Genomic DNA, 23,273 nt, shown 5'->3' on the forward strand with positions numbered 1-23,273 from the left:
TGGGTGTGAATGAGATAGATTCTCATTCACGGGTGGCCGCCGCCGCGCGGATCCGCCATCGAACGACCCATACAAGGCGTGCCCATGAGCCAGACCGCTGTCGATTCCAGCATCGATCATTCCGATCCTTCCCGTTTTTCTCCCATAGCCTTTCGCTCGCAGCTCGTCGCGATGATCGCCGCGCTGCTCGACGAGCCCGTCGACGAAATCGCGTCGCTCGACGATGACGAGGACCTGCTGAGCTGCGGCCTCGATTCGATCCGGCTGATGTACCTGCAGACGCGCGTGAACCGCCTCGGCTATGCGCTGACGTTCGATGCGCTCGCGCGCACGCCGACGCTCGGCGCGTGGGCCGAGCTGCTCGCGAATGCGCCGCGCGTCGCACCCGCGGCGCCCGATGTCGAGGCTGCCGAGGTTGTCGAGGTCGACGTGCATGCGCCGTTCGATTTGTCCGCGGTGCAGCAGGCGTACTGGCTCGGCCGCGGCGACGGCGAAGTGCTCGGCAACGTGAGCTGTCACGCGTTCCTCGAGTTTCGCAGCCGCGCGATCGATCCCGTTCGTCTCGATGCGGCGTGCCGGCGTGTACGCGAGCGCCATCCGATGCTGCGCGCGCGCTTCACCGGTGGCCGCCAGCAGATCGTCGCGGCGCCGGACGCGCCGGTATTCGCGCATGCGGACTGGCGCGACAGGGCAGCCGCCGATGCGGAAACCGAATGGGCGTCGCTGCGCGCGTTCCGGTCGCACGAATGTCTCGACGTCGAGCACGCGCAGGTGTTCATGGTGGGGCTCGTGCAGATGCCCGGCGGCGAGGATCGCGTGTGGCTGAGCGTCGACCTGCTCGCGGCCGACGTGGACAGCGTGCGGCTGCTGATGCAGGAGATCGGCGCCGCATACGCCGAGCCGTCGGCGTTGCCCGATGCGCCGTCGACGTGGTTCCCGGCCTGGCTCGCGCGTCGCGCGGCCGATACGCGCGATGCGCGGGCCGTGGCGCGCGACGCGTGGCAGGCGCGGCTCGCTACGCTGCCGGAAGGGCCGGCGCTGCCGCTCGCCCGTGCGCCGGAAACGATTCGTGCGCCGCGCTTCAGCCGCGTCGCGCATACGCTGAGCACGGCCGAACTCGCGCGCCTGCAGGCGCGGGCCGCGCAGCATGGCGTCACGCTGTCGTCGGTGTTCGGCGCCGCGTTTGCCGCGGTGCTCGCGCGCTGGAGCGGCCGTCAGGCATTCCTGCTCAACGTGCCGTTGTTCGACCGGCATGGCGATGCGCCCGATCTTGGCCGCGTGATCGCCGATTTCACGACGCTGCTGCTCGTCGAATGCGACATGCGCGCCGACGCGAGCGCAGCCGATGCGGTGCGCGGCTTCCAGCAGCGGCTGCACGGCGCGATCGCACAGGCTGCGTATCCGGCGCTCGACGTGCTGCGCGATGCGCGCCGGCAAGGTGCGCCGCGCGCGGCGCCCGTCGTGTTCTCGTGCAATCTCGGCGATGCGCCGTTCGTGCCCGACGCATTCGCGCGCGTGTTCGGCGACCTGCACGACATGATTTCGCAGACGCCGCAGGTGTGGCTCGACCATCAGCTCTATCGCGTGCCGGACGGCGCGCTGCTCGCATGGGACAGCGTCGACGGCCTGTTTCCCGACGGGATGATCGATGCGATGTTCGGTGCGTATGTCGCACTCGTGCAGGCGTTGTGCGATCGTGACTGGCGGCTGCCGATCGCCGTCGAGCTGCCGTCCGCGCAGCGACGCGTGCGCGATGCGCTCAACGCAGTGCCCGCACCCGGGCGGCCGCGCATGCTGCATGCCGATTTCTTCGCATTGGCCGTGCGCGAGCCGGCGGCCGTCGCATTGCGGTTCGGCGAACATGCGGTGACGCGTGGCGAACTGGCCGGGCAGGCGCTGGCGATTGCGGGTGGTTTGCGTGCGGCCGGCATCGGTCACGGCGATGCCGTCGAGATCAGCCTGCCGCGCGGGCCCGCACAGGTGGCCGCGGTGTTCGGCGTACTGGCGGCGGGGGCGTGCTATGTGCCGCTCGATATCGCGCAGCCGGCCGCGCGCAAGGCGCTGATCGAGCGCGCGGCCGGCGTGAAGGCCGCGATCGGCGACACGACGCTTGCCGATGCGCCGCTGCCGCATTTCGGCGTCGCGGCGCTGATGCGGCATGCGCCGCTGGCTGCGCCGCTCGCGGTCGCGCCGCAGGCCACCGCGTATGTGATCTACACGTCCGGTTCGACCGGTGTGCCGAAGGGTGTAGAGATGACGCACGCGGCGGCGCTCAACACGATCGATGCGATCGATGCGCTGCTCGGCGTGCGTGCGCAAGACCGCCTGCTCGCCGTGTCGGCGCTCGATTTCGACCTGTCGGTGTACGACCTGTTCGGCGTGCTCGGTGCCGGCGCCGAGCTCGTGCTGCCGACCCAGGACGATGCGCGCGACGCGGCGCGCTGGATCGAACTGATCGCGCAGCATCGCGTGACGCTGTGGAATTCGGCGCCCGCGCTGCTGGAAATGGCATTGGCGGTGCCGGCGGCGGCCGACGCGTGCCGCAGCGTGCGCGCGGCACTGTTGTCCGGCGACTGGATCGCGCTCGACCTGCCGGCGCGCCTGCGCGAACGGTGCGGTGACGCCTGTGCTTTCCATGCGCTCGGCGGTGCGACCGAGGCCGGTATCTGGTCGAACGTGCAGACGGTGCACGACGTGCCGCCGCACTGGCGTTCGATTCCGTATGGCCGGCCGTTGCCGGGGCAGGCCTATCGCGTCGTCGATGCCGACGGTCACGACGTACCGGATTACGTGGCGGGCGAACTGCTGATCGGCGGCGACAGTCTTGCGCGCGGCTACCGGAACGATCCCGAGCTGACCGCGCAGCGCTTCATGCAGCAGGCGTCGGGCCGCTGGTATCGCACGGGCGACCGTGGCCGCTACTGGCCCGACGGCACACTCGAATTCCTGGGGCGCGAGGATCGCCAGGTGAAGGTGCGCGGGCACCGGATCGAACTGGGCGAGATCGAGGCCGCGCTGGCCGCGCATCCGCAGATCGACGGTGCATGCGCGAGTGTGGTCGGCGGCGAGGCCGCACGTATCGCCGCGGCGTTCGTGCCGGCCGATCGCGCATCGGATGCAGCGCCCTCATCGGTCGCGCTCGCGGAAGCGGACGTTGCCGATACCGTGCACGCGGAAGCGGCCGTCGCGCGCGCGGTCGCCGATCGGCTGCTCGACGGCGAGACGGGCCTGCCGCCTTCGCTGCGTGCGTATTGGCATGCGAAGGATGACGTATCGATCTCCATCGACGGCGCGCTCGATCTGCTCGACTGGTATGCCGCCGATCTCGACGACCTGACCGGATCGTTGCGTGCGCTCGCTGCGGATCCTGAGGGCGCCGCGCGGCGTGTGCCGCTCGATCCGCGGATAGCACCGCTGGCGTTCGCGGCGCATCTGCCGGATGGCGCACGCGCGCTGCGCGAGTTTGGCGATGCGCTGCAGGCCCAGGCCGCTGCGCGCACCGAACCGTTGCGGGTCGCGGTGCTCGACGCGCGCGCCGGGCAATGGTTCGATGCGGGGCTCGGCGTGCTCGACGATCCGCGCTTCGACGTGACGCTGTTCGATGCGTCGCCAGGTCTGCTGCACAACGCGCAGGCGTACTTTGCACAAACGATGCCGACGTTGCAGGCGACTCAGGACGGCCTGGTGCCTGCACGTTATCTCGGCCGGTTCGATTGCGTGATCAGTTTCGCGGCCGCACACCTGCGCGACGATCCGCGAGACACGTTCCGGATCGCAGCAGCGTTGCTGGCGGAGAATGGCCGCCTGCTGCTTGCCGACGTGCTGCGCGATTCGCCGCTGCGCGAACTCGTAGCGGGCGTGACGGGCGATGCGTCGCTGCCGCGGCCGTTTGCACACGATGCGCTGGCGTCGGCGGCACACGCGTGCGGCTTTGCGCTGGAAGCTTCCCGAAGCTGGCGCTCGACTGCCTTTGCCTGCATCGACGCGCGCCGGGTCGGCGAACCGGCCGCGCAAGCGGCGCTGGCCGACTGGCTGCGCGACCGGTTGCCCGACGCGATGCGTCCGGACGCACTGTGGTGCATCGCGCGCTGGCCGCTCAACGCGAACGGCAAGATCGATCGGCGGGCGGTGGGCGATGCACTCGCGCGGGCGCTCGGCGACGCACCGGCCTCACACGATGCCTTCGTGCCGGCCGACGAACGGCAGGCGACGCTGCTCGCGTGCTGGGAGCACGCGCTCGGTCGCCCGGCGAACGCGCGCGACGCGACGTTCTTCGCGCTCGGCGGCGACAGCCTGCTGGCGACGCGCCTGCTCGCGCAACTGCGCGAGCGGCTCGGTGTGCGGGTCGGGATGGCTACGTTCTACCGGCAGCCGACGCTTGCCGGTCTTGCCGCGCAGCTCGTCGAGGCGACGCAGGCCGCACCGGCATCGCCGGCCGAAGGTGACGCCCCGGTTGCGACGATCGAGGAGGGCGTGCTGTGAGCTTCGATGACGTGCTCGATCTTTGCCGCGAACGCCAGATCGAACTGTGGTGCGACGACGGCGGACAGTTGCGCTATCGCGCGCCGGCCGGCGCGCTCGACGCCGACCTGGCCGCGCGCATCAAGGCCGAACGCGACGCGTTCGTCCGCTTCCTGCAGGACGGTGCGTGGCGCAGCGATCCGGCGCGCCGGCACGAGCGGTTCGCGCTGACGCCGGTGCAGGCCGCGTATGTGCTCGGCCGACACGAATCGTTCGAGTACGGCGGCAATGCGTGCCATCTGTACGTCGAATACGGCGAGCCCGCGAATCTCGACTGCGTGCGCTTCGAGGCCGCGTGGAATGCGTGCGTTGCGCGGCATCCGATGCTGCGCGCGATCGTCGAGGACAACGCATGGCAACGCGTGCTGCCCGACGTGCCGTGGCAGCCGCTCGCGGTGCACGACCTGCGCGATGCCGATGCGAACGCGTTCGACGCTCATGTCAGCCGCGTGCGCGAGCGCCTCGACCATGCGGTGCATGCGCTCGACCGCTGGCCGGTGCTGCAGCCGGAAGTGAGTCTCGGGCCGCACGGCGCCGTGCTGCACCTGTCGGTCGATTTCACGCTGATCGACTACGCGAGCCTGCAATTGCTGCTCGCCGAATGGCGGCGCCGTTACGACGATCCGCAATGGCAGCCCGCGCCGCTCGACGCGACGTTCCGCGATTACGTCGTCAATGAAGCCCATGCCGGCACGCGCGCCGATCATGCGCGCGCCAAGGCGTGGTGGCTGGCGCGCATCGACGATCTGCCGGCGCGTCCCGACCTGCCGGTGGTGCCCGCGATGCAGTCCGACGCGCGGCCGCGCTTCACGCACCGGCATGCGCGGCTCGATCGCGCGCAATGGGCCGCGTTGAGCGGCCACGCAAGCCGCTTCGGGCTGAGCGCGGCGAGCGTCGCGCTGGCCGCGTTCGCCGAGGTCGTCGGCCGCTGGAGCCAGTCGCCGGCGTTCTGCCTGAACCTGACGGTGCTGAACCGGCCGCCCGTGCATCCGCGCATCGACGCGGTGCTCGGCGATTTCACCGCACTGAGCCTGCTTGCAGTCGACGCGACGCAAGGGCGCGATTTCGTCGAGCGCGCCCGCACGATCGGCGCACGGATGTTCGACGATCTCGACCATCGTGCGTTTACCGGCGTCGACGTGATGCGCGAACTCGCGCGGCGGCGCGGCAAGGATGCGGCGCTGATGCCGGTGGTGTTCACGAGCGGCATCGGCAGCGTCGGCCGCCTGCTCGGCGAGCACGCGGGCCGCGCCGAGCCGCCTCTCCACATGATCAGCCAGACGCCGCAGGTCTGGCTCGACTGCCAGGTGACCGACCAGTTCGGCGGGCTGGAAATCGGCTGGGACGTGCGCGACGACCTGTTTCCGGACGGGATGCCTGCCGCAATGTTCGACGCGTACGTCGCGCTGCTGGGCCGGCTCGCAGCGGAAGCCGAATGGTGGTCGCGTGCGGGCGACATCGTGCTGCCGTCCGACGCGCCCGCCGCCGATCTCCATCCGGATGCCGATACGCATATCGCGGCCGGCTTCGCCGAGCAGGCGTTGCGTACGCCCGATGCGCCGGTGGTGATCGATGCGCAGGGGGCGCGCACGTATCGCGATGTCGCGCAGCACGCGGCGGCGCTGCGGTCTGCGCTCGAGCAGGCCGGCGTTTGCGTGGGCGACACCGTTGCGGTGCTGATGCCGAAGTGCGCGCACCAGCTCGCGGCCGTGCTCGCGATCGTCCAGGCGGGTGCCGCGTACGTGCCGGTCGACAGCCGCCAGCCGGCGCTGCGGCAACAGGCGATCCTGCGCAATGCGCGGGTGCGTGCGGTCGTCAGCGTACAGGCGCTCGACTTCGAACATGACGGTTGCGTGCGCATCGATATCGATGCATTGCCGATCGATCCGCAATGGCCGCCGCGGGCTGCGCGTGAGGTCGACGGCGATGCACTCGCATACGTGATCTATACGTCGGGTTCCACCGGCGAACCGAAGGGCGTGATGCTGAGCCACGCAGCCGTGTGCAACACGCTTGCCGACATCAGCGCACGCCACGAAGTCGGCGACGGCGACGTCGTGCTCGGCCTGGCCGAGTTGAGCTTCGACCTGTCCGTCTACGACTTCTTCGGTGCGACCGCACGCGGCGCGTGCATCGTGCTGCCCGATCCGGCGCGCGGCAACGATCCGTCGCACTGGGCCGAGCTGATGGTGCGCCATCGCGTGACGCTGTGGAACTCGGTGCCCGCGCAAGGGCAGATGCTGATCGACTACCTCGAAGGCGAACCGGCGCTCGACGTGCCGGGCCCGCGCCGCGTGCTGTGGTCGGGCGACTGGATTCCGGTGACGCTGCCCACACGCTGGTGGCGGCGCTGGCCCGACAGCGCGCTGTTCAGCCTGGGCGGCGCGACCGAGGCATCGATCTGGTCGATCGAGCATCCGATTCGTCCGGCGGACACGCAGCTTGCCAGCATTCCGTACGGTCGCGCGCTGACCGGGCAGACGATGGAAGTGCTCGACGTGCTCGGCCGGCCGTGCCCGCCCGGCGTGCGCGGCGAGATCCATATCGGCGGCGTCGGGCTCGCGACGGGTTACGCGAACGATTCCGTGCGCACGGCGGAACGCTTCATCCGTCATCGCGACGGGCGCAGGCTCTACCGCACTGGCGATCTTGGCCGCTTGCGCGCCGACGGTTCGCTCGAATTCCTCGGGCGCCAGGACGACCAGGTGAAGATCCGCGGCTACCGGATCGAGCTGGCCGAGATCGATGCGGCGCTGACCGCGCATCCGCTCGTCGGCGCAGCCGCAACGATCGTGCTCGGCGAAGGCGCGGAGCGACGGCTCGCGAGCTTCGCGTCGCTGCACGGCGCGGAGCCATCGACGTCGGCGCAGGACGACGCGCTGCACGAGATCGCGAAGCAGGTGCGGACGGCGTTCGACGCCGCGCGCTGGCCCGCGCATGCAGACGTGGCACGGTCGGTCGCCCAGCTCGAAGCGGCCTGCGTTGCGTCGCTGGCCGCGTGGATCGTGCCGGCGGCTGCGCTGACCGATGACGCTGCGACGAATTTCGCAACGTTGTGTGAACGGCTGCGCGTACCGGTGGCGCGACAGCATCTGCTGCGCCACTGGCTCGCGATGCTCGACAAGCACGGCGTGCTGCACGCGGATGCCGAAGCAGGGGGCTGGCGTTTGCGGCCAGATGCCCGCCACGCCGATGCGCACGCGTGCTGGGAGGCTTTCGCGCAGGATGCATCGCCCGAGCTGTGGCCGGCCGTCCTCGTCGACTACTTCCGCGACAGCGCGGGATGCATCGACGTGCAGGTGGACGGCAGCGTGTCGCCTGCCGGCCTGATGTTCCCGGAAGGTGCGTCGCATATCGCCGACGCGATGTACAGCGACGGCGAACATGCGCACGCACTGCACAGCGGGATGGCAGAGGCGGTGCGCGCGATCGTTGCGCGCGAGCCGCAGCGCCCGTGGCGCATCCTCGAGATCGGCGCGGGCACGGCGGCGGCGACGCGCGCGATCGTCGATGCACTCGCACCGCTGGTCGAGGCGGGGGCGCGGATCGACTACCTGTTCAGCGACGTGTCGAGCTATTTCCTCGCGGCGGCGCGCGAGCGTTTCGCCGCGTATCCGTGGATGCGGTTCGTGCGGTTCGACATGAACGCGCCGTTCGATGCGCAGGGCATCGCACCGCATTCGATCGACGTCACGATCAGCTCCGGCGCGCTGAACAACGCGCGCGACACGGTCGCGCTGGTCGCCGGATTGCGCGCGCTGTCGGCGGCCGATGCGTGGTGGGTGATCCAGGAACTGACGACCGAACATCCGGAGATCAGCATCAGCCAGGGGCTGATGATGGAAACGCCGAACGACGCGCGCGCCGAGTCGGCGCGGCTGTTCGTGCCGCGTGCGCAGTGGCTCGAATGGCTGCAATCGGATGGCGGCGATCGCGCGCTCGGTTGCGTGGTACCCGGCACGCCGCTCGACGCGCTCGGCTACGACATCCTGCTCGCGCACGTGAAGCGCGGCGCGGTGCGCATCGCGCCGGACGCGCTGCTGGCGTTCGTCGCGGAGCGTGTGCCGGGCTACATGGTGCCGTCGCAATTGCGCGTGCTCGACCGTCTGCCCGTGACCGCGAACGGCAAGATCGACCGCCGCACGCTGGCCGGCATCGCCGACATCCGCGAGCCGGAGCCGGCGGCCGCGCGACCGGTCAACACGCAGTCCGCCGCCGATCCGCTGCTGGCGCGGTTGATCGGCTTGTGGGAAGCCGTGCTCGATACGCGGAACGTCACGCCGGACCAGGACTTCTTTGCCGCGGGCGGCGATTCGCTGCTGATCGCGCAACTCGTGTCGCGGCTGCGCGGCGAGGAGCCGCTCGCGCACGCACATCCATTCGACCGGCTGCTGCGCTGGGTGCTCGCCCAACCGACGCCCGCTGCGTTCGCGCAATGCCTGCGCGAGGCAGGCGAGCAGCAGGCGGTCGCAACGCCGCCGGCCGCCCCGCGCACGACGCACGCGTCGGCGGTCATCCACGCGCCGGCACCTCGTGTGCGTGCCGACGTGCGGCCGATTCCGCTCGCGCCGGGCGAAGGTGTGCCGCGCGTGATCGTGCACGAGGGTCTCGGCACCGTGCATGCGTATCGTCCGGTGATGCCGGCGCTCGCGCGGCTCGGCCCGGTGCTCGGCTTCGCGGTGCGCGACGCGCAGGACTATCTCGATGTGCCGGCGCGCCACCTGAACGCGACGCTCGGCCGGCGCTATGCGGATGCGCTGTGGCGCACCGGCGTGCGCGAGGTCGACGTGCTCGGCTACTGCTCGGGCGGGTTGGTCGCGCTCGAAATGGCGAAGTCGCTGGTGCAGCTCGGCGTTGAAGTGCGCACGCTCGACATCGTGTCGAGCTACCGGATTCCGTACCTGATCGAAGACGAACGGCTCGTGCTGTTCAACTTCGCGGCGACGCTCGGGCTGCCGCTCGACGCGCTCGGGTTTCCGGAAACGTATGTGCTGGCCGACGCGCTCGCCGACGCATTGAAGGCCGACCCCGCGCGCCTCGCGCCCGACAGCCTGCAGGCGCAGCTGGAAATCTTCGGCGATCGCTGCGAGCCGTTCGATGCGTTGCGCCGCCGCGTGCTGCGCGCGGCGGCCGGATTGTCGATGCAGGACGAGGTCGCGCACCCGCTGCTCGATGAACGCGAACGGCTGTACCGGCTCTTCATGCATTCGGTGCAGGCGAGCCACTGGGCGGGCGACGCGCCGTATGCGGGCGCACTGCGGCTGTTCGTGCCGGAGCGCTGCAACCCGCTGATTCCGCAGCAGCGCGCGGCGCTCACCGAATACTGGACGGCGCAGGCGCTCGGCGGCATCACGGCCGTCGATATCCCCGGCGGTCATTTCGACTGCCTGAATGCCGCGTTCGTCGACACCCGCCTGAAGGAGGCGCCATGAAGGTCCATCCGTTGCCGGTCGTCGTGGCCGGCTCCCGCTTCGGCCAGTTCTATGCGGCGGGCCTCGCTGCGTCCAGCGCATATCGTGTCGCGGGCATCCTGGGGCAAGGCAGCGCGCGCACCGCCGCGCTGGCCGCGCGTGTCGGCGCACCCGTGTTCGACTCTCCTGAAGCGCTGCCGGAGGACGTGCGTGTCGCGTGCGTCGCGGTCGGCGGCGCGGCGCGCGGCGCCGACGGGGCCGCGCTTGCGTGCCGGCTGCTCGAACGCGGGATCGATGTCGTGATCGAGCATCCGCTGCTGCCCGACGAATGGGACCGCGTGCTGCGCACCGCATCGCGTCATGGCCGCCGCTGCCTGCTCAACAGCTTCTATCCGAACCTGCCGGTCGTCTCGCGCTTCATCGCCGTCGCGCGGCGTTTGCGCGAATCGAGCGCGCCAGTGCATGCGGATGTCGTGTGCTCGGTGCAGGCCAGTTTCGCGGCGCTCGACGTGCTCGCGGCCGCGCTGCAGGGCGCGGGACCGTGGTCGGTCGAGCCGGTCGGGCCGGCGCTGTCGTCGATGCGCGAATGCGCGATGGTGCTCGCCGAAACGCCGGTCTCGCTGCGTGTGCACAACGAGATGGCGGCGGCCGACGACGGCCGGATGAGCATGCTGTTCAGCATCACGCTGACGACGGATGCCGGCACGTGGACGCTCGCATCGCCGCACGGCCCGCTGTGGTGGGCGCCTGCGCTGCGCGAACCGGCGACGGATGAGAACGGGCTGTTCCCGATCTTCGGCGACGCGACGGACAACGACATGCCGAGCATCCAGATGTGCGACGACGCGAGCGACACGTGGGGGGCGATTCATGCGCGCAGCTGGCCGCAAGCGGCCGTGCGCGCGGTCGATCGGCTCGTGTCGGGCGACGGGCTGCGGGCGTGCAACCAGCGCAGCATCGACGTGACGCGCGTCTGGCAGCAACTGACGATGCAGCTCGGTTTTCCGGAGCAGCCGCCGGGCGACGCGTGCGCGGCCACGCTCGGCATGCTGCTGGAGCGTGCCGCATGAAGGGGCCGTTGCTTTCGATGTTGCGGCCGTTCGCGGTGCCGCTCGTGGCGGCGGTCGCGCTGCAGGCGCTGGCGGGTGTCGCATCGCTCGTGCCGTGGTTCGCGCTCGGCCGGGTCGCCGACGCGTGGCGTGCGACGGCGCAGCTCGACGCGACGGCGCGCGGCTGGCTCGTCGCGGCCGTGGTGGCCGGCGTGTGCTGGCTGGGCGGCCAGACGGTCGCGTTGCACCTGACGCATCGCGTCGACGCCGATCTCGCCGACCGCTTGCGCAGGCGCCTCGCCGATCATCTGCAACGCTTGCCGCTCGGTTGGTTCGCCCGTGCGGGCAGCGATCGCGTCGCGCGCCACGTCGACCAGGACGTGCGTGCGTTGCACCAGCTCGTCGCGCATGCGCCGGCCGACGTCACGCAACTCATCGTCGTGCCGGGTGCGGCGCTGGCGTGCCTGCTTTACCTGAATCCTGCGTTGCTCGCGTTCGCGCTCGTGCCGCTCGTCGCGGGCGCCGCGCTGTTCCGGTGGATGCGTTCGGCGCGGTTCGCGCCGGCCGTCGCCGCGCGCAACGCGGCGCTCGAACAGCTGATGGGCGATTACGCGCAGCTCGCACAGAACCCGGCGCTCGTGCGGCAGTATCCGGGCGCCGGCATCGAGGCGGCCGCGCTCGAGTCGACCGGGCGCTTCGAACAGGCGTTTTCAGCGTGGGTCGGCCGTGTCGGCGGGCCCGGTGCCTGCACGCAGGTGCTGCTCGGCACGCCGTTCCTGCTCACGTGGGTCGTGCTCGGTGCGATGTGGCTCACGGCCGGCCGCTTGCCGATCGGCGAACTGTGCGTGTTCGCGCTGCTGATCTGGGCGGTGGCCGCGCCGGTGCGCGCGCTCGGCCACGGTGCCGACGCATTGCGCGAGGCGCGGGCGGCCGCGGCACGCCTCGAGGCATTGCTCGCACAGCCGGGTCTGCCCGAACCTGCCGAGGGCGCCGCAAAGATGCCGCGCGATGCGTCGATCGCGTTGCGCGGCGTGAGTGTCGACTTCGACGGCACGCCGATCCTGCGCGACATCGACGCGACGATTGCGGCCGGCACGGCCACCGCGATCGTCGGGCCGTCGGGCGCGGGCAAGAGCACGCTGCTGATGCTGCTCGCGCGCTTCATGGATCCCGACCGCGGCACGGTGCAGCTCGGTGGCGCCGATCTGCGGCTGCTCGCGTCGGATACGCGGCGCGAGCAGGTCGCGATGGTGTTCCAGCAGGCCGCCGCGCTCGATGTGTCGATTGCCGCGAACATCGCGCTTTACCGGCCGGACGCCGATCGCGACGCGATTGGCGCAGCCGCACGCGCGGCCTGTCTCGACGAACGCATCGACGCGCTGCCGGGCGGCTACGACTGCCTATGCGGTCGCGACGTGCGGCTGTCCGGCGGCGAACTGCAGCGGCTGGCGATCGCGCGTGCGTTGCTGTCGCCGGCGCCGCTACTGCTGCTCGACGAACCGGCCTCGGCGCTCGATCCGCAAACCGGGCGCGCGCTGCGCAATGCGCTGCGCGGCGATAGCCGCACGCGCGTGATCGTCAGCCACGATCTCGACGCGATCCGGCACGCAGACCAGATTCTCGTGATGGATCGCGGCCGCATCGTCGAGCGCGGCACGCATGCGGCGCTGCTGGCCGCGCGCGGGCTGTATGCGCGGCTATGGAGCGAACGCGGTGCCGCAGGCGGGGAGGCCGCATGATGATGAAGTCGCTCAAACGTTTGCAGTGCCTGCCATCCGAAACGCGTCGCGCGCTGTGGCGCGGAGCCGGCTGGGCGGTGGCGGCCGCATTGCTCGACGGCGCCTGCGGGTTGCTGCTCGTGCCGTTGATCCGCGCATGGTTTGCCGGCGTGCATGCGGCCGTGCTGCAGTGGACGATCGCGCTCGGCGCGCTGACGCTGTGCCACGCATTCGTGCTGTACGTCGCGCAACGCGGCGGCTATCGCGCGGGCGGTGCGCTCGCGGCCGGTCTCGTCGAACGCCTCGTGCGGCACCTGCCGCGCATCGCGTCGTGGCAGGCCGTGCGCGACAGTCATCCGGCCGGGCTGCTGCGCGGGCCGGTCATGCAGGCGATGGGGATTCCCGCACACCTGCTCGGGCCGCTGATCGGCGCGGTCGTGACGCCGCTCGCGGTCGTCGCCGGGCTCGCGTGGATCGACTGGCGCATCGCGCTGTGCCTCGCGGCGGCGGCCGTGCTGCTGTTCGTGCTGCTCGAACGCGGTGGCACGCGCACGCTCGCGTTCGAGCAATCGCGCGCGGCCGGCGATCGCGAGATGGCCGTGCAGCTTCAGACTTTCGCCGCGCATCAGGGGCTGTTGCGCTTCGCGGGCCGGGAAGGCGACGCGCGCGCAGCGCTGCAGTACGCGTTCGACGAGCAGCATCGCCGCACGCGTGCGCTGATGCGGCGCTCGCTGCCGATCGAGCTCGGCTTTGCAGGCGCGGTGCAGGGCGTGTTCGTCGCGATGCTGGTCGGCGGTGCGTGGGCCGTCTCGGCCGGCCGGCTCGATGCCGCGACGGCCGTCGCGGTACTCGTGCTGCTCGTGCGCTTCATCGAGCCGCTTGCGCAGCTCACGCAGCTCGACCAGGCGCTGCGCGGCGGCTGGCGCGCGCTCGACACGGTGCTCGCGGTGCTGCATGCGCCGCGTTTCGACAGCCCCGAGCGCGGCACGCCGGTACACGATGCGAGTGTCGACGCGGTGTGCGTCGGCTACCGGTCGGCCACCGGCGCGACGCTGCTCGACGGCGTCGACCTGCATTGCCCGGCAGGCGGCTTCGTCGCGATCGTCGGCCCCACGGGGGCCGGCAAGAGCACGCTGCTGGGCCTGCTTGCGCGGCTCGACGATCCGGGCGCCGGGCGCGTGCTGCTCGGCCGCGCCGATGTGCGGCACCTGAGCGAGGCGACGCTCGCCGCGACGCGCAACCTCGTGTTCCAGGACAACGGGCTGTTTCGCGGCAGCCTCGCATGGAACGTGCGGATGGGCCGCCCGGACGCGACCGATGCCGAACTGCGCGCCGCGCTGGACGCGGTCGGCCTGCTGCACGACGCCGAGCGCCTGCCGGACGGGCTCGAGTCCGACGTGGGGCCGGGCGGCCAGTTGCTGTCGGGCGGGCAGCGCCAGCGTGCGTGCCTGGCGCGCGCGTTGCTGGCGGATGCGCCGGTGCTGATGTTCGACGAGCCGACCGCGAGCCTCGACGAACTGAGCGCGCGGCGCGTGCGCGACAGCCTCGTCGCGCTGCGCGGGCAGCGCACGCGTATCGTCGTCACGCACCAGCCGGCGCTCGCGGCGGCCGCCGACACGATCGTCGTGCTCGACGCGGGCCGGGTGCGGGCGACCGGCACGCACGCGCAGCTGGTCGAGACCGATGCGTGGTATGCGACGTTCGCCCGCGCCGGGCGGCCGTCCGATGGGCCACCACCGGCCGATGCGGACGCGGAAGCCCGGCCGGCCGAATCCGAACACTGACGTGAACAATGCGATCCGGCATGCCCGGAATCGATAGGAAAAGCCCCTCGATCGAAAAATCGCCCGCCGGTTCTAATTGATAATGAGAATGATTATCAAATACGGGGGCGTGAATGCGGTACGAGGTGGTGGAACCTGGGAGATCGAGGACGAAGGGCGCGCGCGTCGCCCGTTTGGGGCGAGGGCGCTGGCGTCCGTCGCTGTATCTGGGCTTGCTGATTGCCGCGCATCCGGCGGCGGCGTTTGCCGATGCGGCGCCGGCGCCGGCGGCCGGCGCGGAAGTCCGCAAGGATGAGACGACCGCCGTGAAGCCAGCCGCGGGCGAGCTGAAGGCGATTTCGGTGACCGCGTCGCGCGGCGTGACCGACGATCCGTCGGTGGCGACGGTCGGCAAGATGCCGCTGGCGTTGAGGGAGATTCCGCAGTCGGTCAGCGTGACGACGCGCGAGCGGATCGACCAGCAGAACCTGTACTCGCTCGACGAAGTGATGCAGCAATCGGCGGGCGTGACCGTGCAGCCCTACGTGCTGCTCACCACCGCGTATTTCGTGCGCGGCTTCAAGGTCGATTCGTTCGAATTCGACGGCGTGCCGGTGGTGATCGGCGACATGGCGAGCGCGCCGCAGGACATCTCCGTGTACGAGCGCGTGGAAATCCTGCGCGGCGCGAACGGCCTGCTGCACGGCTCGGGCAACCCCGCCGCGACGGTCAATCTCGTGCGCAAGCGGCCGCAGTACCAGTTCTCCGCGAACGCGAGCGTGAGCGTCGGCAGTTGGGACCGCTATCGCGCGGAAGCCGACATCGGCGGCCCGCTCAATGCGGCCGGCACCGTGCGCAGCCGGCTCGTCGCCGCATACGAGGATCGCCATTTCTTCTACGACCATGCGAAGCAGGACACGCGCTCGATCTACGGGATCACGGAGGTCGACGTGACGCGCGACACGCTGCTCACGTTCGGCGCGCAATACCAGACGACGAGATCGATACCCGACATGTCCGGCGTGCCGATGGCGCGCGACGGATCGAGCCTCGGCCTGTCGCGCTCGACGTTCCTCGACACGGCGTGGGGCCACTTCGACTGGGACACGACGCGCGCGTTCGCGTCGGTCGAGCAAAAGCTCGGCGCCGGCTGGAAGGCGAAGGTCAGCGGCGAATACCAGAGCGTGCGTTCTGACCTGAAGTACGCGGGCTCGTTCGGCACGATCGACCCGGCGACCGGCGCGGGCGGCGCGCTGACGGGCGGTGCGTACCAGTTCAGCAGCTACAGCCGCAGCATCGATGCGAACGTGCAGGGCCCGGTGCATGCGTTCGGGCTCACGCACGATTTGCTGTTCGGCGTGACCTACGCGAACAGCAGCAGCGGGCAGATGTCGGCGCAGCTGCTCGGCGACGTGTCCGGCACACCGGTGAACGTGTACCGCTGGAACCCGAGCAGCGTGCCCGAGCCGGGCGTCGGTCCGTACCAGCAGTCGCAGCAGAACGACGTTTCGCAGAAGGGCGTGTACGGGCTCGGCCGCATCAAGCTCGCGGAACCCGTCACGCTCGTGCTCGGCGGCCGCATGAGCTGGTGGAACCAGGACAGCCTCGGCGCGCACTACAACACCGGCCACCAGTTCACGCCGTACGGCGGGCTGATCTGGGATTTCGCGCGCGACTGGTCGTGGTACGCGAGCTATGCGGAAGTGTTCCAGCCGCAAACCAAGTCGATGTGGGGCGGCGGCATCCTGACACCGGTGAAGGGGCGCACCTACGAGACGGGCGTGAAGGGCGAACTGGCGGGCGGCAAGCTGAACGTGTCGCTCGCGGCGTTCCGCATCGATCTCGACAACAACCCGCAGGTCGATCTCGCGCATCCGTGCGCGGGGCCGAACTGCTACTACGTGAACGGCGGCAGCGTGCGCAGCCAGGGCTTCGAGTTCGAGGCGAACGGCCGCATCACGCCGTGGTGGAGCGTGTGGGCGAGCTACACGTACGACACGATGAGCTATGCCGACAACCTCGCGAACGCGGGCTCGTTCGCGCCGCTGCTGAACCCGCGCCACCTGTTCCGGCTGTGGACCAACTACGACCTGCCGTGGCAGGAGCGACGCTGGAGCGTCGGCGGCGGCGTGCAGGTGCAGAGCAATTACTCGGCGCAGGCGAACGGCGTCACGATGAGCCAGGGCGGCTACGCGCTCGCGAGCGTGCGGCTCGGCTACCGCTACGACAAGCACTGGAGCGCGGCGATCAATGTCAACAACCTGTTCGACCGCAAGTACTACCTGAGCCTGAGCCAGCCCGGCTGGAACAACCGTTACGGAGAACCGCGCAACGTGATGCTGACCGTGCGCGGGCAGTTCTGATGGCGGGCGGCTGGGGGACGCGGGCGGCGCTTGCGATCGGCGGCGTGTTGCCGGGCGCGGTCGCGCTGGCGGTCACGCTGGCCCGTCATTACCCGGCCGACGGCCTGAACCGGCTCTACGCGGCCGTACTGCTGTCGCTTGCGGCGGGCGTTGCCGCGCTGCTGTGGGTGCTCGTCGCGCCCGGGCGGCGGCAGGCCGCGTGGCGGGCGGGTGCCTGGCTCGCGGTGCTCGTGCCGTGCGCGATGTTCTGGGGAGGGCGCTGACATGGACGTCTCCTTGCGTTCGCGTTGGCGCGCGTTGCATCGCGGCGCCGGTGCGCTGTTCGGCGTGGTGCTGTTCGTCGTGCTGTTCAGCGGCACGTGGAGTCTGGCAACCGATTCGATGCAGGGCTGGTGGCGGCCGCCGCCGCTCGCCGTCGCGCGGCCGTCGCTTTCGCTGAATGAACTCGTCGCGCGCGCGGCGGCGCTCGGCGTGCCGTTGCGCGATGCGCGCATCGTGCTGCCGCAACCGGCCGATCCGGCGATCCGTTTCTGCGACGCGCGCCAGGCGTGCACGCTGGCGCTCGACCCGGCGACGGGCGAGCGGCTGGCCGACGGCGGACGCGCGGCGTTGCTCGTCACGCTGCACAAGACGTTGTTCGCCGGCTTTCCCGGGCGCATCTTCGTGAGCCTGTGGGGGATCGTGCTGCTCGTGCTCATCGTCGCGGGGTTGATCGTGCATCACCGGCGCTGGCCCGACGCGGCGCGTATCCGGCGCGGCAAAGGGTTGCGCGCCGCGCTGTTCGACCTGCACGCGTGGATCGGCCTGTGGGGCTCGCCGTGGCTCGTGCTGTTCGCGTTCACCGGCGCGTTGTCGGGGCTCGGCGCGCTCGGCACGGTGTCGCTCGCGGGCGTCGCGTATCCGGGGCAGCCGCAGCGTGCGTTCGCCGAGCTGCTCGGCGGGCCGCCACCTGCCGCGGCCGGCGGTGCGTGGCAACGCGCGCCCGATCTCGATGCGCTGCTGCGGCGCGACGCGGCACGCATGCCGGATTTCCGGCCGGAAGCAGTCGTGCTGCATGGCTGGGGCGACGCGAACGCGCGCGTCGAGATTGCCGGCACGACCGCCGGCCTGCCGAGTACGGCGGTGTTCGAGCGTCACCTGTATCGCGCGGCGGACGGGCAATGGCTCGCGGACGCCACGTCGCGCGGCCGAGGCTTCTGGCTGCGCACCTTCATCGCGGTGCAGCCGCTGCACTTCGCGCAATACGGCTGGGTGGGGGCGATGGGCGGCGTGTTGCGCGTCGTGCACTTCCTGATGGGGCTCGCCGCGTGCGCGCTGTGCGCGACGGGGCTGCATCTGTGGATCGAGCGGCGGCGGGCGCAGCAGGATCGCTCCGCAAACGTGTTGGCCGCGGTCGCCGTCGGCACCTGCGGCGGGCTCGTGCTCGCGGGCGGCGTACTGCTGCTCGCAGGGCGTGCGTTGCCCGATGGCGTGCACGTCGACCACGTGCTCGCGATGCTGTTCTGGGCCGTGTGGGGCGGCGCGGTCGCGCTGGCGGCCTGTGTGGCCGATCGTGCGGCGTGGCTGCGCAGGCTGATGCGCACGGCCGGCGCCGCGTACGGGCTGGCCGGCATGGCGCACTGCGCGATCGCGCTGCTTGGCACGGGCGAACCCGTGTACTGGCCGATCGACGTGGCACTCGTCGCATTCGGCGCGTTGCTGCTGCGTGCCGCGCGCCGTCCGCGGCGTGATGCGCTGCGGCCCTCGCGCGTGCCGGCCGGCGCCGAACCTTTTTAATTTCATGCAACTGGAGACTTCGATGCGCGATCTGCTCGAACATCGCCGCCTGGTCATCACGATCACGCTGCTCTACCTGTCACAGGGAATCCCGATCGGCATTGCGATGGACGCGATGCCGACCCTGCTGCGCCACGATGGCGCGCCGCTTCACGCACTGGCGTTCCTGCCGCTCGTCGGTTTGCCGTGGGTCGTGAAATTCCTGTGGGCGCCCGTCGTCGACAACCGCTGGTCGCCGCGCATCGGCCGGCGGCGCAGCTGGATGCTGCCGATGCAGACGCTCGTCGTGCTGTGCCTCGCCAGCCTCGCGCAAATCGGCATGACGGTCGCGACGGCCGGGTGGGCGGTCGGCCTGCTGGCCGTCGCGTCGCTCGCGAGTGCGACCCAGGACATCGCGAACGACGGGATGGCCGCCGAGCACTTCAGCGGCGACACGCTCGCGAAGATCAACGCGATCCAGATCGCGGGCGTGATGATCGGCTTCTTCGGCGGCGGCGCCGGCACGTTGACGCTGATCGGCTTGTTCGGCCAGCGCGCCGCGTTTCTCGCGCTGGCTGTCGTGCCGCTTGCGAGCCTTGTATGCGTGCTCTGGGTGCTGCCGCGCGATGCGGATCGCGCACGTGTGCAAGCCGAACACAATGCGAGCCTCGTGCGCTTCGCGAAGCGGCCGCGTTCGTGGTCGCTGCTGTCGCTCGCGCTGCTGTCGGCGATGACGGCCGTATCGGGCTTCGGCCTGTCGAAGCTGTTTCTCAACGACGCGGGCTGGACGCTCGACGCGATCGGGAAACTGGGGATGGCCGGCGGCATCGTGACGGTCGTGCTCGGTTGCGGCGGCGGTGCGTGGCTCGTCCGGCGGCTCGGGCTGTGGCCTGCGTTTACGGCCGGCGTGAGCTGTGCGGGCGCGGCCGCGCTGCTGTGGTTCGCGCAGGCGAGCGGATGGCTGCCGGTGTCGTCGTCGTGGGCATGGCTGTGCACGGTGCTCGGTTCGCTGGCGACCGGGATCACGTCGGTGTCGATCATGACGGCCGGCATGCGCTTCGCGGGCGGCAGCGACCAGGCCGGCACCGACGTGACGGCCGTGCAGAGCACGCGCGATCTCGGTGAGCTGATTGCGTCGTCGACGATCCTGTCGCTCACCGCGAAGGTGGGTTATACGGGCGGGTTCCTGGCCGGGGTGGCGCTGGCGGTGTTGGCTGCGTTGATCGCGATGCGGTTGCGGCGGCGGGAGGCGGCGTATGCGGTGAAGGGGGATGATGTGCTGGCGTCGTGATCGACGCATGTGATGTTTTCACCGCTGCAACGCCCGTCGTCCTCATCGGCGCGGCGTTGCAGCGTGTCGGGCTTGAAAGTGATTTGCGCGGCATTTTCAGGCCGCGATGAAGCAGATGCCGTGCTGTGCGACCCAAGACGATCACGATGAGATGCGTGCGCACAATGAGGCCACTGCTTGCCTCCGATTGTCATTTTCCTGAAAGCTGCATATTTGATCATTCTGCCTTCGTATTGACGCGGCGCGACAAACGCGCCGCGTATTTCGAATCAGGCATCCTTCGTTACAGGCCGGCCGCGCATTTACGCGCTGAAATCACACCAATTCCCGAACAATTGGACGGGGAGCCGGAGTTTTGTGTGGCGCATCTCGCCAAATGACGAATTCATGCGATGTCTGGTGTGTATTGCCGATGTCTCTGATTTGAAATATGTCTTTTTGGTGTCGGTGATTTGACGTGAAATGTCATTCGGCGTCAATTTTTGTGAAGCCGAACAAAATTTATCGAATGCTGATTAAAATCGCGTGAGCGACTGATAGTCGCAACGGCTGACCGTCTTTGTGTCACTTTTTTGACGGTTGAACCTGAGAGAAAGAAGGATAACGAAAATGGCAATCAGACCGTCCGCACTCGGGGGGATGACGCTGCGCGACCTGTCCGGCGCGATGAAGTCGGGCATGTTTCAGCGCGATCGATTACTGATGCTGGATACGCCGCTCGGCAAGAACGCATTGACGCCATTGCGCACGCGCGGGTTTGCCAGAATCGGGCGCAACTATTCCTATACCGTTGATGTGGCATCGCTGCGTGACGACACGGCGTTGCTCTCGCTGATGCACCAGCCGGTCACGCTCTGGGTTCAGCAGATTTCCGCTCCGTTCAGCCCCTCGACGTATCGCCCGGTCCACGGTTTCGTGCATCGCGTCGCCTATCTGGGCGGGGACGGCGGCTTGTATACCTACCAGATTGAATTCTCGTCGGCGCTGGTCTTTCTCGAGCGAACCCACAATGAGGAAGGGTGGCTCGAGAAGGATGCCCGCGAGATCGTTTCCGACGTACTGGATCGATACCCGCAACTTCGCGGACAGTATCGCTTTGCGTTGCTGTCCGATCCCGCCAAGCGGTCGTGGTGCCGACAGAGCGAATCGGATCTTCATTTCGTGAACCGCCTGGCCGAGGCCGAGGGTTGGTACTTTTACTGGGTTCATGAAAACGTCAGCGAGGGGAGCCCGCCCAAGACGACGCTGACGATCGTCGACCAGGTGGTGTCGCTTCCCGACGCGAAGCCGGTTGAGTACATCCGGGCGAACGGCAACGACGAGTCGGACGGGTTCGCGCATTGGGCTGCGGTGCAGACGATGCAGAGTACGCGTTACGTGTCTCGCGCATTCGACTACAAGCGGCCCACGTCCGACTTTCAGGTGGAGAATGCGCTTGCCGCGACGAGCTATGTCACGCAAGAGCATCAACAGCAGGTCGAGCACGGTGTTCCCGATGCACCGATGACCGTCTACGAATCGACGGCCTACGGCTATTCGAGTTCGGACCATGGCGACGCGCGTGCAAAACGGCGCGTGCAGGTATGGGATGCGCGCGCCAGCCGGTATTTCGGAACGGGCGGCGTGCGCTGGCTCGATGCGGGATCGCGATTCGTGTTGAACGATCATCCTCGTCACGCGGATGGCGACACGAAGAAGCGGGAGTTTCTGGTGGTCGAGGCGCGCTGGTTCATCGAGAACAACGTGCCGATCGGCCAGCAGATGGTCGAGTTTCCTCAGAGTCTTCGTGCGACGCTGGCCGAGCAGCAGGCCATTCATCGCGAGCGATTCGAGACGCCCGGGCATGCGGCGGATGGTTCGGCCGGTTTTTTCATGCTCGAAGTCGAGGCGCAGCCGACGACGGTCGAATACCGGAGCCCGCTCGATCATCCGAAACCGGTCATGTCGATCGAGCACGCGCTGGTCGTGACGCCGGATGGCGCCGAAGCGTGGACGAACGAACGGAACCAGATCCGGGTGCATTTCGCGTGGGACCACAAGAATCCTTCGGATGCCTTCAATTCGTCGCCATTGCTGTCGTCGCTTCAATCCGATACCGGGAACGGCTATGGTGCGGTTCACGTGCCACGGGCACGGGAATGGGTCATCGTCGGCTACTGGAACGGCGACTGCGACAAGCCGTTCGTATTGGGGCGCATCAACGGCGGCACCACGCCGTCGCAATGGCATTCGAATGCGTTGATGTCCGGGTTCAAGTCGGAGGGGTTCGGCAAGACCGGCGCCTATAACGCGTTCGTCCACGATGACGCCACGAATCAAAGCGGGACGCGGTTGATCAGTTACACCGGCAAGTGCTATTCGGCGCTGACACAGGGCTACCTGATCAAGCACGACGACAACACGCGCGGCCAGTATCTCGGTGCCGGCTTCGTGCTGCATGCGGACGAGTTCGGTGCGGTTCGAGCCGGCAAGGGGTTGTCCATCAGCGCCCATCCGAAGGCGTACGACGACGAACAGATGGGGGTCGACGAAGCGCGATCGCAGTTGCAGCAGGCGGGGATGCTGGTCGAGTCGCTGTCCAGCGCCAGCACGACTGCCCAGGCGGAATCGCTGCAGACGGGACAGGACGCGCTCAAGGCGCTGTCGAAGGCTATCCAGCACCCGGTATCGGGCGATACGTCGGGCGGGGTGACGGCGGGCGGCGGCACGGGTAGCGCCAATGGATTCGCACAACCGAACATCCTGGTTTCGACGCCGAAGGACATCGCACTGGTCGCAGACAGCTCGACGCATATCGTGGCCGAGAAGGAGGTCAACGTCGTCAGCACCGAGAACACGTATGTCGCGACGGGCAAGTCGTTCGTCGTCGCGGCTGCGGAAAAGGTGAGCTTTTTCGCGCAGAAACTCGGCGCGTTCTTCGTCACGGCGAAAGGTCCGATCAAGCTGTCGGCAAACACGGACGACGTGAGCGTCAATGCAGGCAAGGACGTGACCGTGAAGGCCAAGCGCATCGTGCTCGACGCCGATGAAATCATCGTCAAGGCGGGCGGCTCGTACACGCGCTGGGTGGCCGCCGGCATTGAGGATGGCACGCAGGGCCCGCGCACGATCAAATCGGCATCGCTCAGTCGTCAGGGGCCGAGTTCGATTGCCCAGCACATGAACAGTCTGCCGCAGGCGAAATTCAACGATCCGTATGTGCTGCGCGACCGCATCACGGGCGAAGTGCTGAAGAACCACCCTTACGAACTGATTCGCGGGGACGGCACGCGCCTGACCGGGATGACGAACGAGCTGGGGCACGTGGACGAGCAGAAGAGCGACGACGTGGAGGGGGTGGCGGTGCGGGCGTTGCGCTCGGTATCGCGCGGCCCCGCTGCATGAATTCAATCACCGATGGTC

General features: G+C 69.2%; 10 protein-coding genes. All 10 read left to right on the forward strand.

Annotated features, from left to right (window positions below; genetic code table 11):
* The first annotated feature begins 84 nt into the window (after nucleotides 1-84).
* The 10 genes from BDI24065_RS01470 (at nucleotide 85) to BDI24065_RS01515 (ending at nucleotide 23,255) form a co-directional block, all read left to right on the forward strand.
* Entirely contained in the window at nucleotides 85-4,482 is a 4,398-nt protein-coding gene (locus BDI24065_RS01470; protein WP_175029677.1) for a non-ribosomal peptide synthetase, read from the forward strand.
* Nucleotides 4,479-9,953, forward strand: a complete 5,475-nt coding sequence (locus BDI24065_RS01475; RefSeq protein WP_175029678.1) for a non-ribosomal peptide synthetase — start codon at nucleotides 4,479-4,481, stop codon at nucleotides 9,951-9,953. Before BDI24065_RS01470 ends, BDI24065_RS01475 begins: the two co-directional genes overlap by 4 nt.
* Entirely contained in the window at nucleotides 9,950-11,002 is a 1,053-nt protein-coding gene (locus tag BDI24065_RS01480; protein ID WP_175029679.1) for a Gfo/Idh/MocA family oxidoreductase, read from the forward strand. Before BDI24065_RS01475 ends, BDI24065_RS01480 begins: the two co-directional genes overlap by 4 nt.
* On the forward strand, nucleotides 10,999-12,720 hold the full coding sequence (locus tag BDI24065_RS01485) for an ABC transporter ATP-binding protein (RefSeq protein WP_175029680.1): 1,722 nt from the start codon (nucleotides 10,999-11,001) through the stop codon (nucleotides 12,718-12,720). Before BDI24065_RS01480 ends, BDI24065_RS01485 begins: the two co-directional genes overlap by 4 nt.
* Nucleotides 12,717-14,483 carry an ABC transporter ATP-binding protein gene (locus tag BDI24065_RS01490; RefSeq protein WP_438819992.1) on the forward strand — a complete coding sequence of 589 codons (1,767 nt, stop codon included), beginning with the start codon at nucleotides 12,717-12,719 and terminating at the stop codon, nucleotides 14,481-14,483. The genes BDI24065_RS01485 and BDI24065_RS01490 overlap by 4 nt, the downstream gene beginning before the upstream one ends.
* A 113-nt stretch (nucleotides 14,484-14,596) precedes the next feature.
* Nucleotides 14,597-16,825 (forward strand): TonB-dependent siderophore receptor, encoded by a 2,229-nt coding sequence (locus BDI24065_RS01495; RefSeq protein ID WP_438819993.1) that lies wholly within the window; start codon nucleotides 14,597-14,599, stop codon nucleotides 16,823-16,825.
* A complete protein-coding gene (locus BDI24065_RS01500) occupies nucleotides 16,825-17,088 on the forward strand; it encodes a hypothetical protein (RefSeq protein ID WP_175029681.1) in 264 nt (87 codons plus the stop codon). Before BDI24065_RS01495 ends, BDI24065_RS01500 begins: the two co-directional genes overlap by 1 nt.
* Before the next feature lies 1 nt (nucleotide 17,089).
* Nucleotides 17,090-18,601, forward strand: coding sequence for a PepSY-associated TM helix domain-containing protein (locus BDI24065_RS01505; RefSeq protein WP_175029682.1), 1,512 nt, complete (start codon nucleotides 17,090-17,092; stop codon nucleotides 18,599-18,601).
* Nucleotides 18,602-18,623: 22 nt separating this feature from the next.
* On the forward strand, nucleotides 18,624-19,871 hold the full coding sequence (locus BDI24065_RS01510; protein ID WP_175029683.1) for a RhtX/FptX family siderophore transporter: 1,248 nt from the start codon (nucleotides 18,624-18,626) through the stop codon (nucleotides 19,869-19,871).
* A gap of 609 nt (nucleotides 19,872-20,480) precedes the next feature.
* Nucleotides 20,481-23,255 carry a type VI secretion system Vgr family protein gene (locus BDI24065_RS01515; protein WP_175029684.1) on the forward strand — a complete coding sequence of 925 codons (2,775 nt, stop codon included), beginning with the start codon at nucleotides 20,481-20,483 and terminating at the stop codon, nucleotides 23,253-23,255.
* Nucleotides 23,256-23,273: the final 18 nt, after the last annotated feature.

The organism is Burkholderia lata, from assembly GCF_902499025.1.
Taxonomy (GTDB): domain Bacteria; phylum Pseudomonadota; class Gammaproteobacteria; order Burkholderiales; family Burkholderiaceae; genus Burkholderia; species Burkholderia lata_C.

Coding starts and splice junctions, on each gene's coding strand:
- BDI24065_RS01490 (WP_438819992.1), top strand. CDS start 12,717: ATGATGATGAAGTCGCTCAAACGTTTGCAGTGCCTGCCATCCGAAACG.
- BDI24065_RS01495 (WP_438819993.1), top strand. CDS start 14,597: ATGCGGTACGAGGTGGTGGAACCTGGGAGATCGAGGACGAAGGGCGCG.
- BDI24065_RS01485 (WP_175029680.1), top strand. CDS start 10,999: ATGAAGGGGCCGTTGCTTTCGATGTTGCGGCCGTTCGCGGTGCCGCTC.
- BDI24065_RS01500 (WP_175029681.1), top strand. CDS start 16,825: ATGGCGGGCGGCTGGGGGACGCGGGCGGCGCTTGCGATCGGCGGCGTG.
- BDI24065_RS01505 (WP_175029682.1), top strand. CDS start 17,090: ATGGACGTCTCCTTGCGTTCGCGTTGGCGCGCGTTGCATCGCGGCGCC.
- BDI24065_RS01515 (WP_175029684.1), top strand. CDS start 20,481: ATGGCAATCAGACCGTCCGCACTCGGGGGGATGACGCTGCGCGACCTG.
- BDI24065_RS01510 (WP_175029683.1), top strand. CDS start 18,624: ATGCGCGATCTGCTCGAACATCGCCGCCTGGTCATCACGATCACGCTG.
- BDI24065_RS01470 (WP_175029677.1), top strand. CDS start 85: ATGAGCCAGACCGCTGTCGATTCCAGCATCGATCATTCCGATCCTTCC.
- BDI24065_RS01480 (WP_175029679.1), top strand. CDS start 9,950: ATGAAGGTCCATCCGTTGCCGGTCGTCGTGGCCGGCTCCCGCTTCGGC.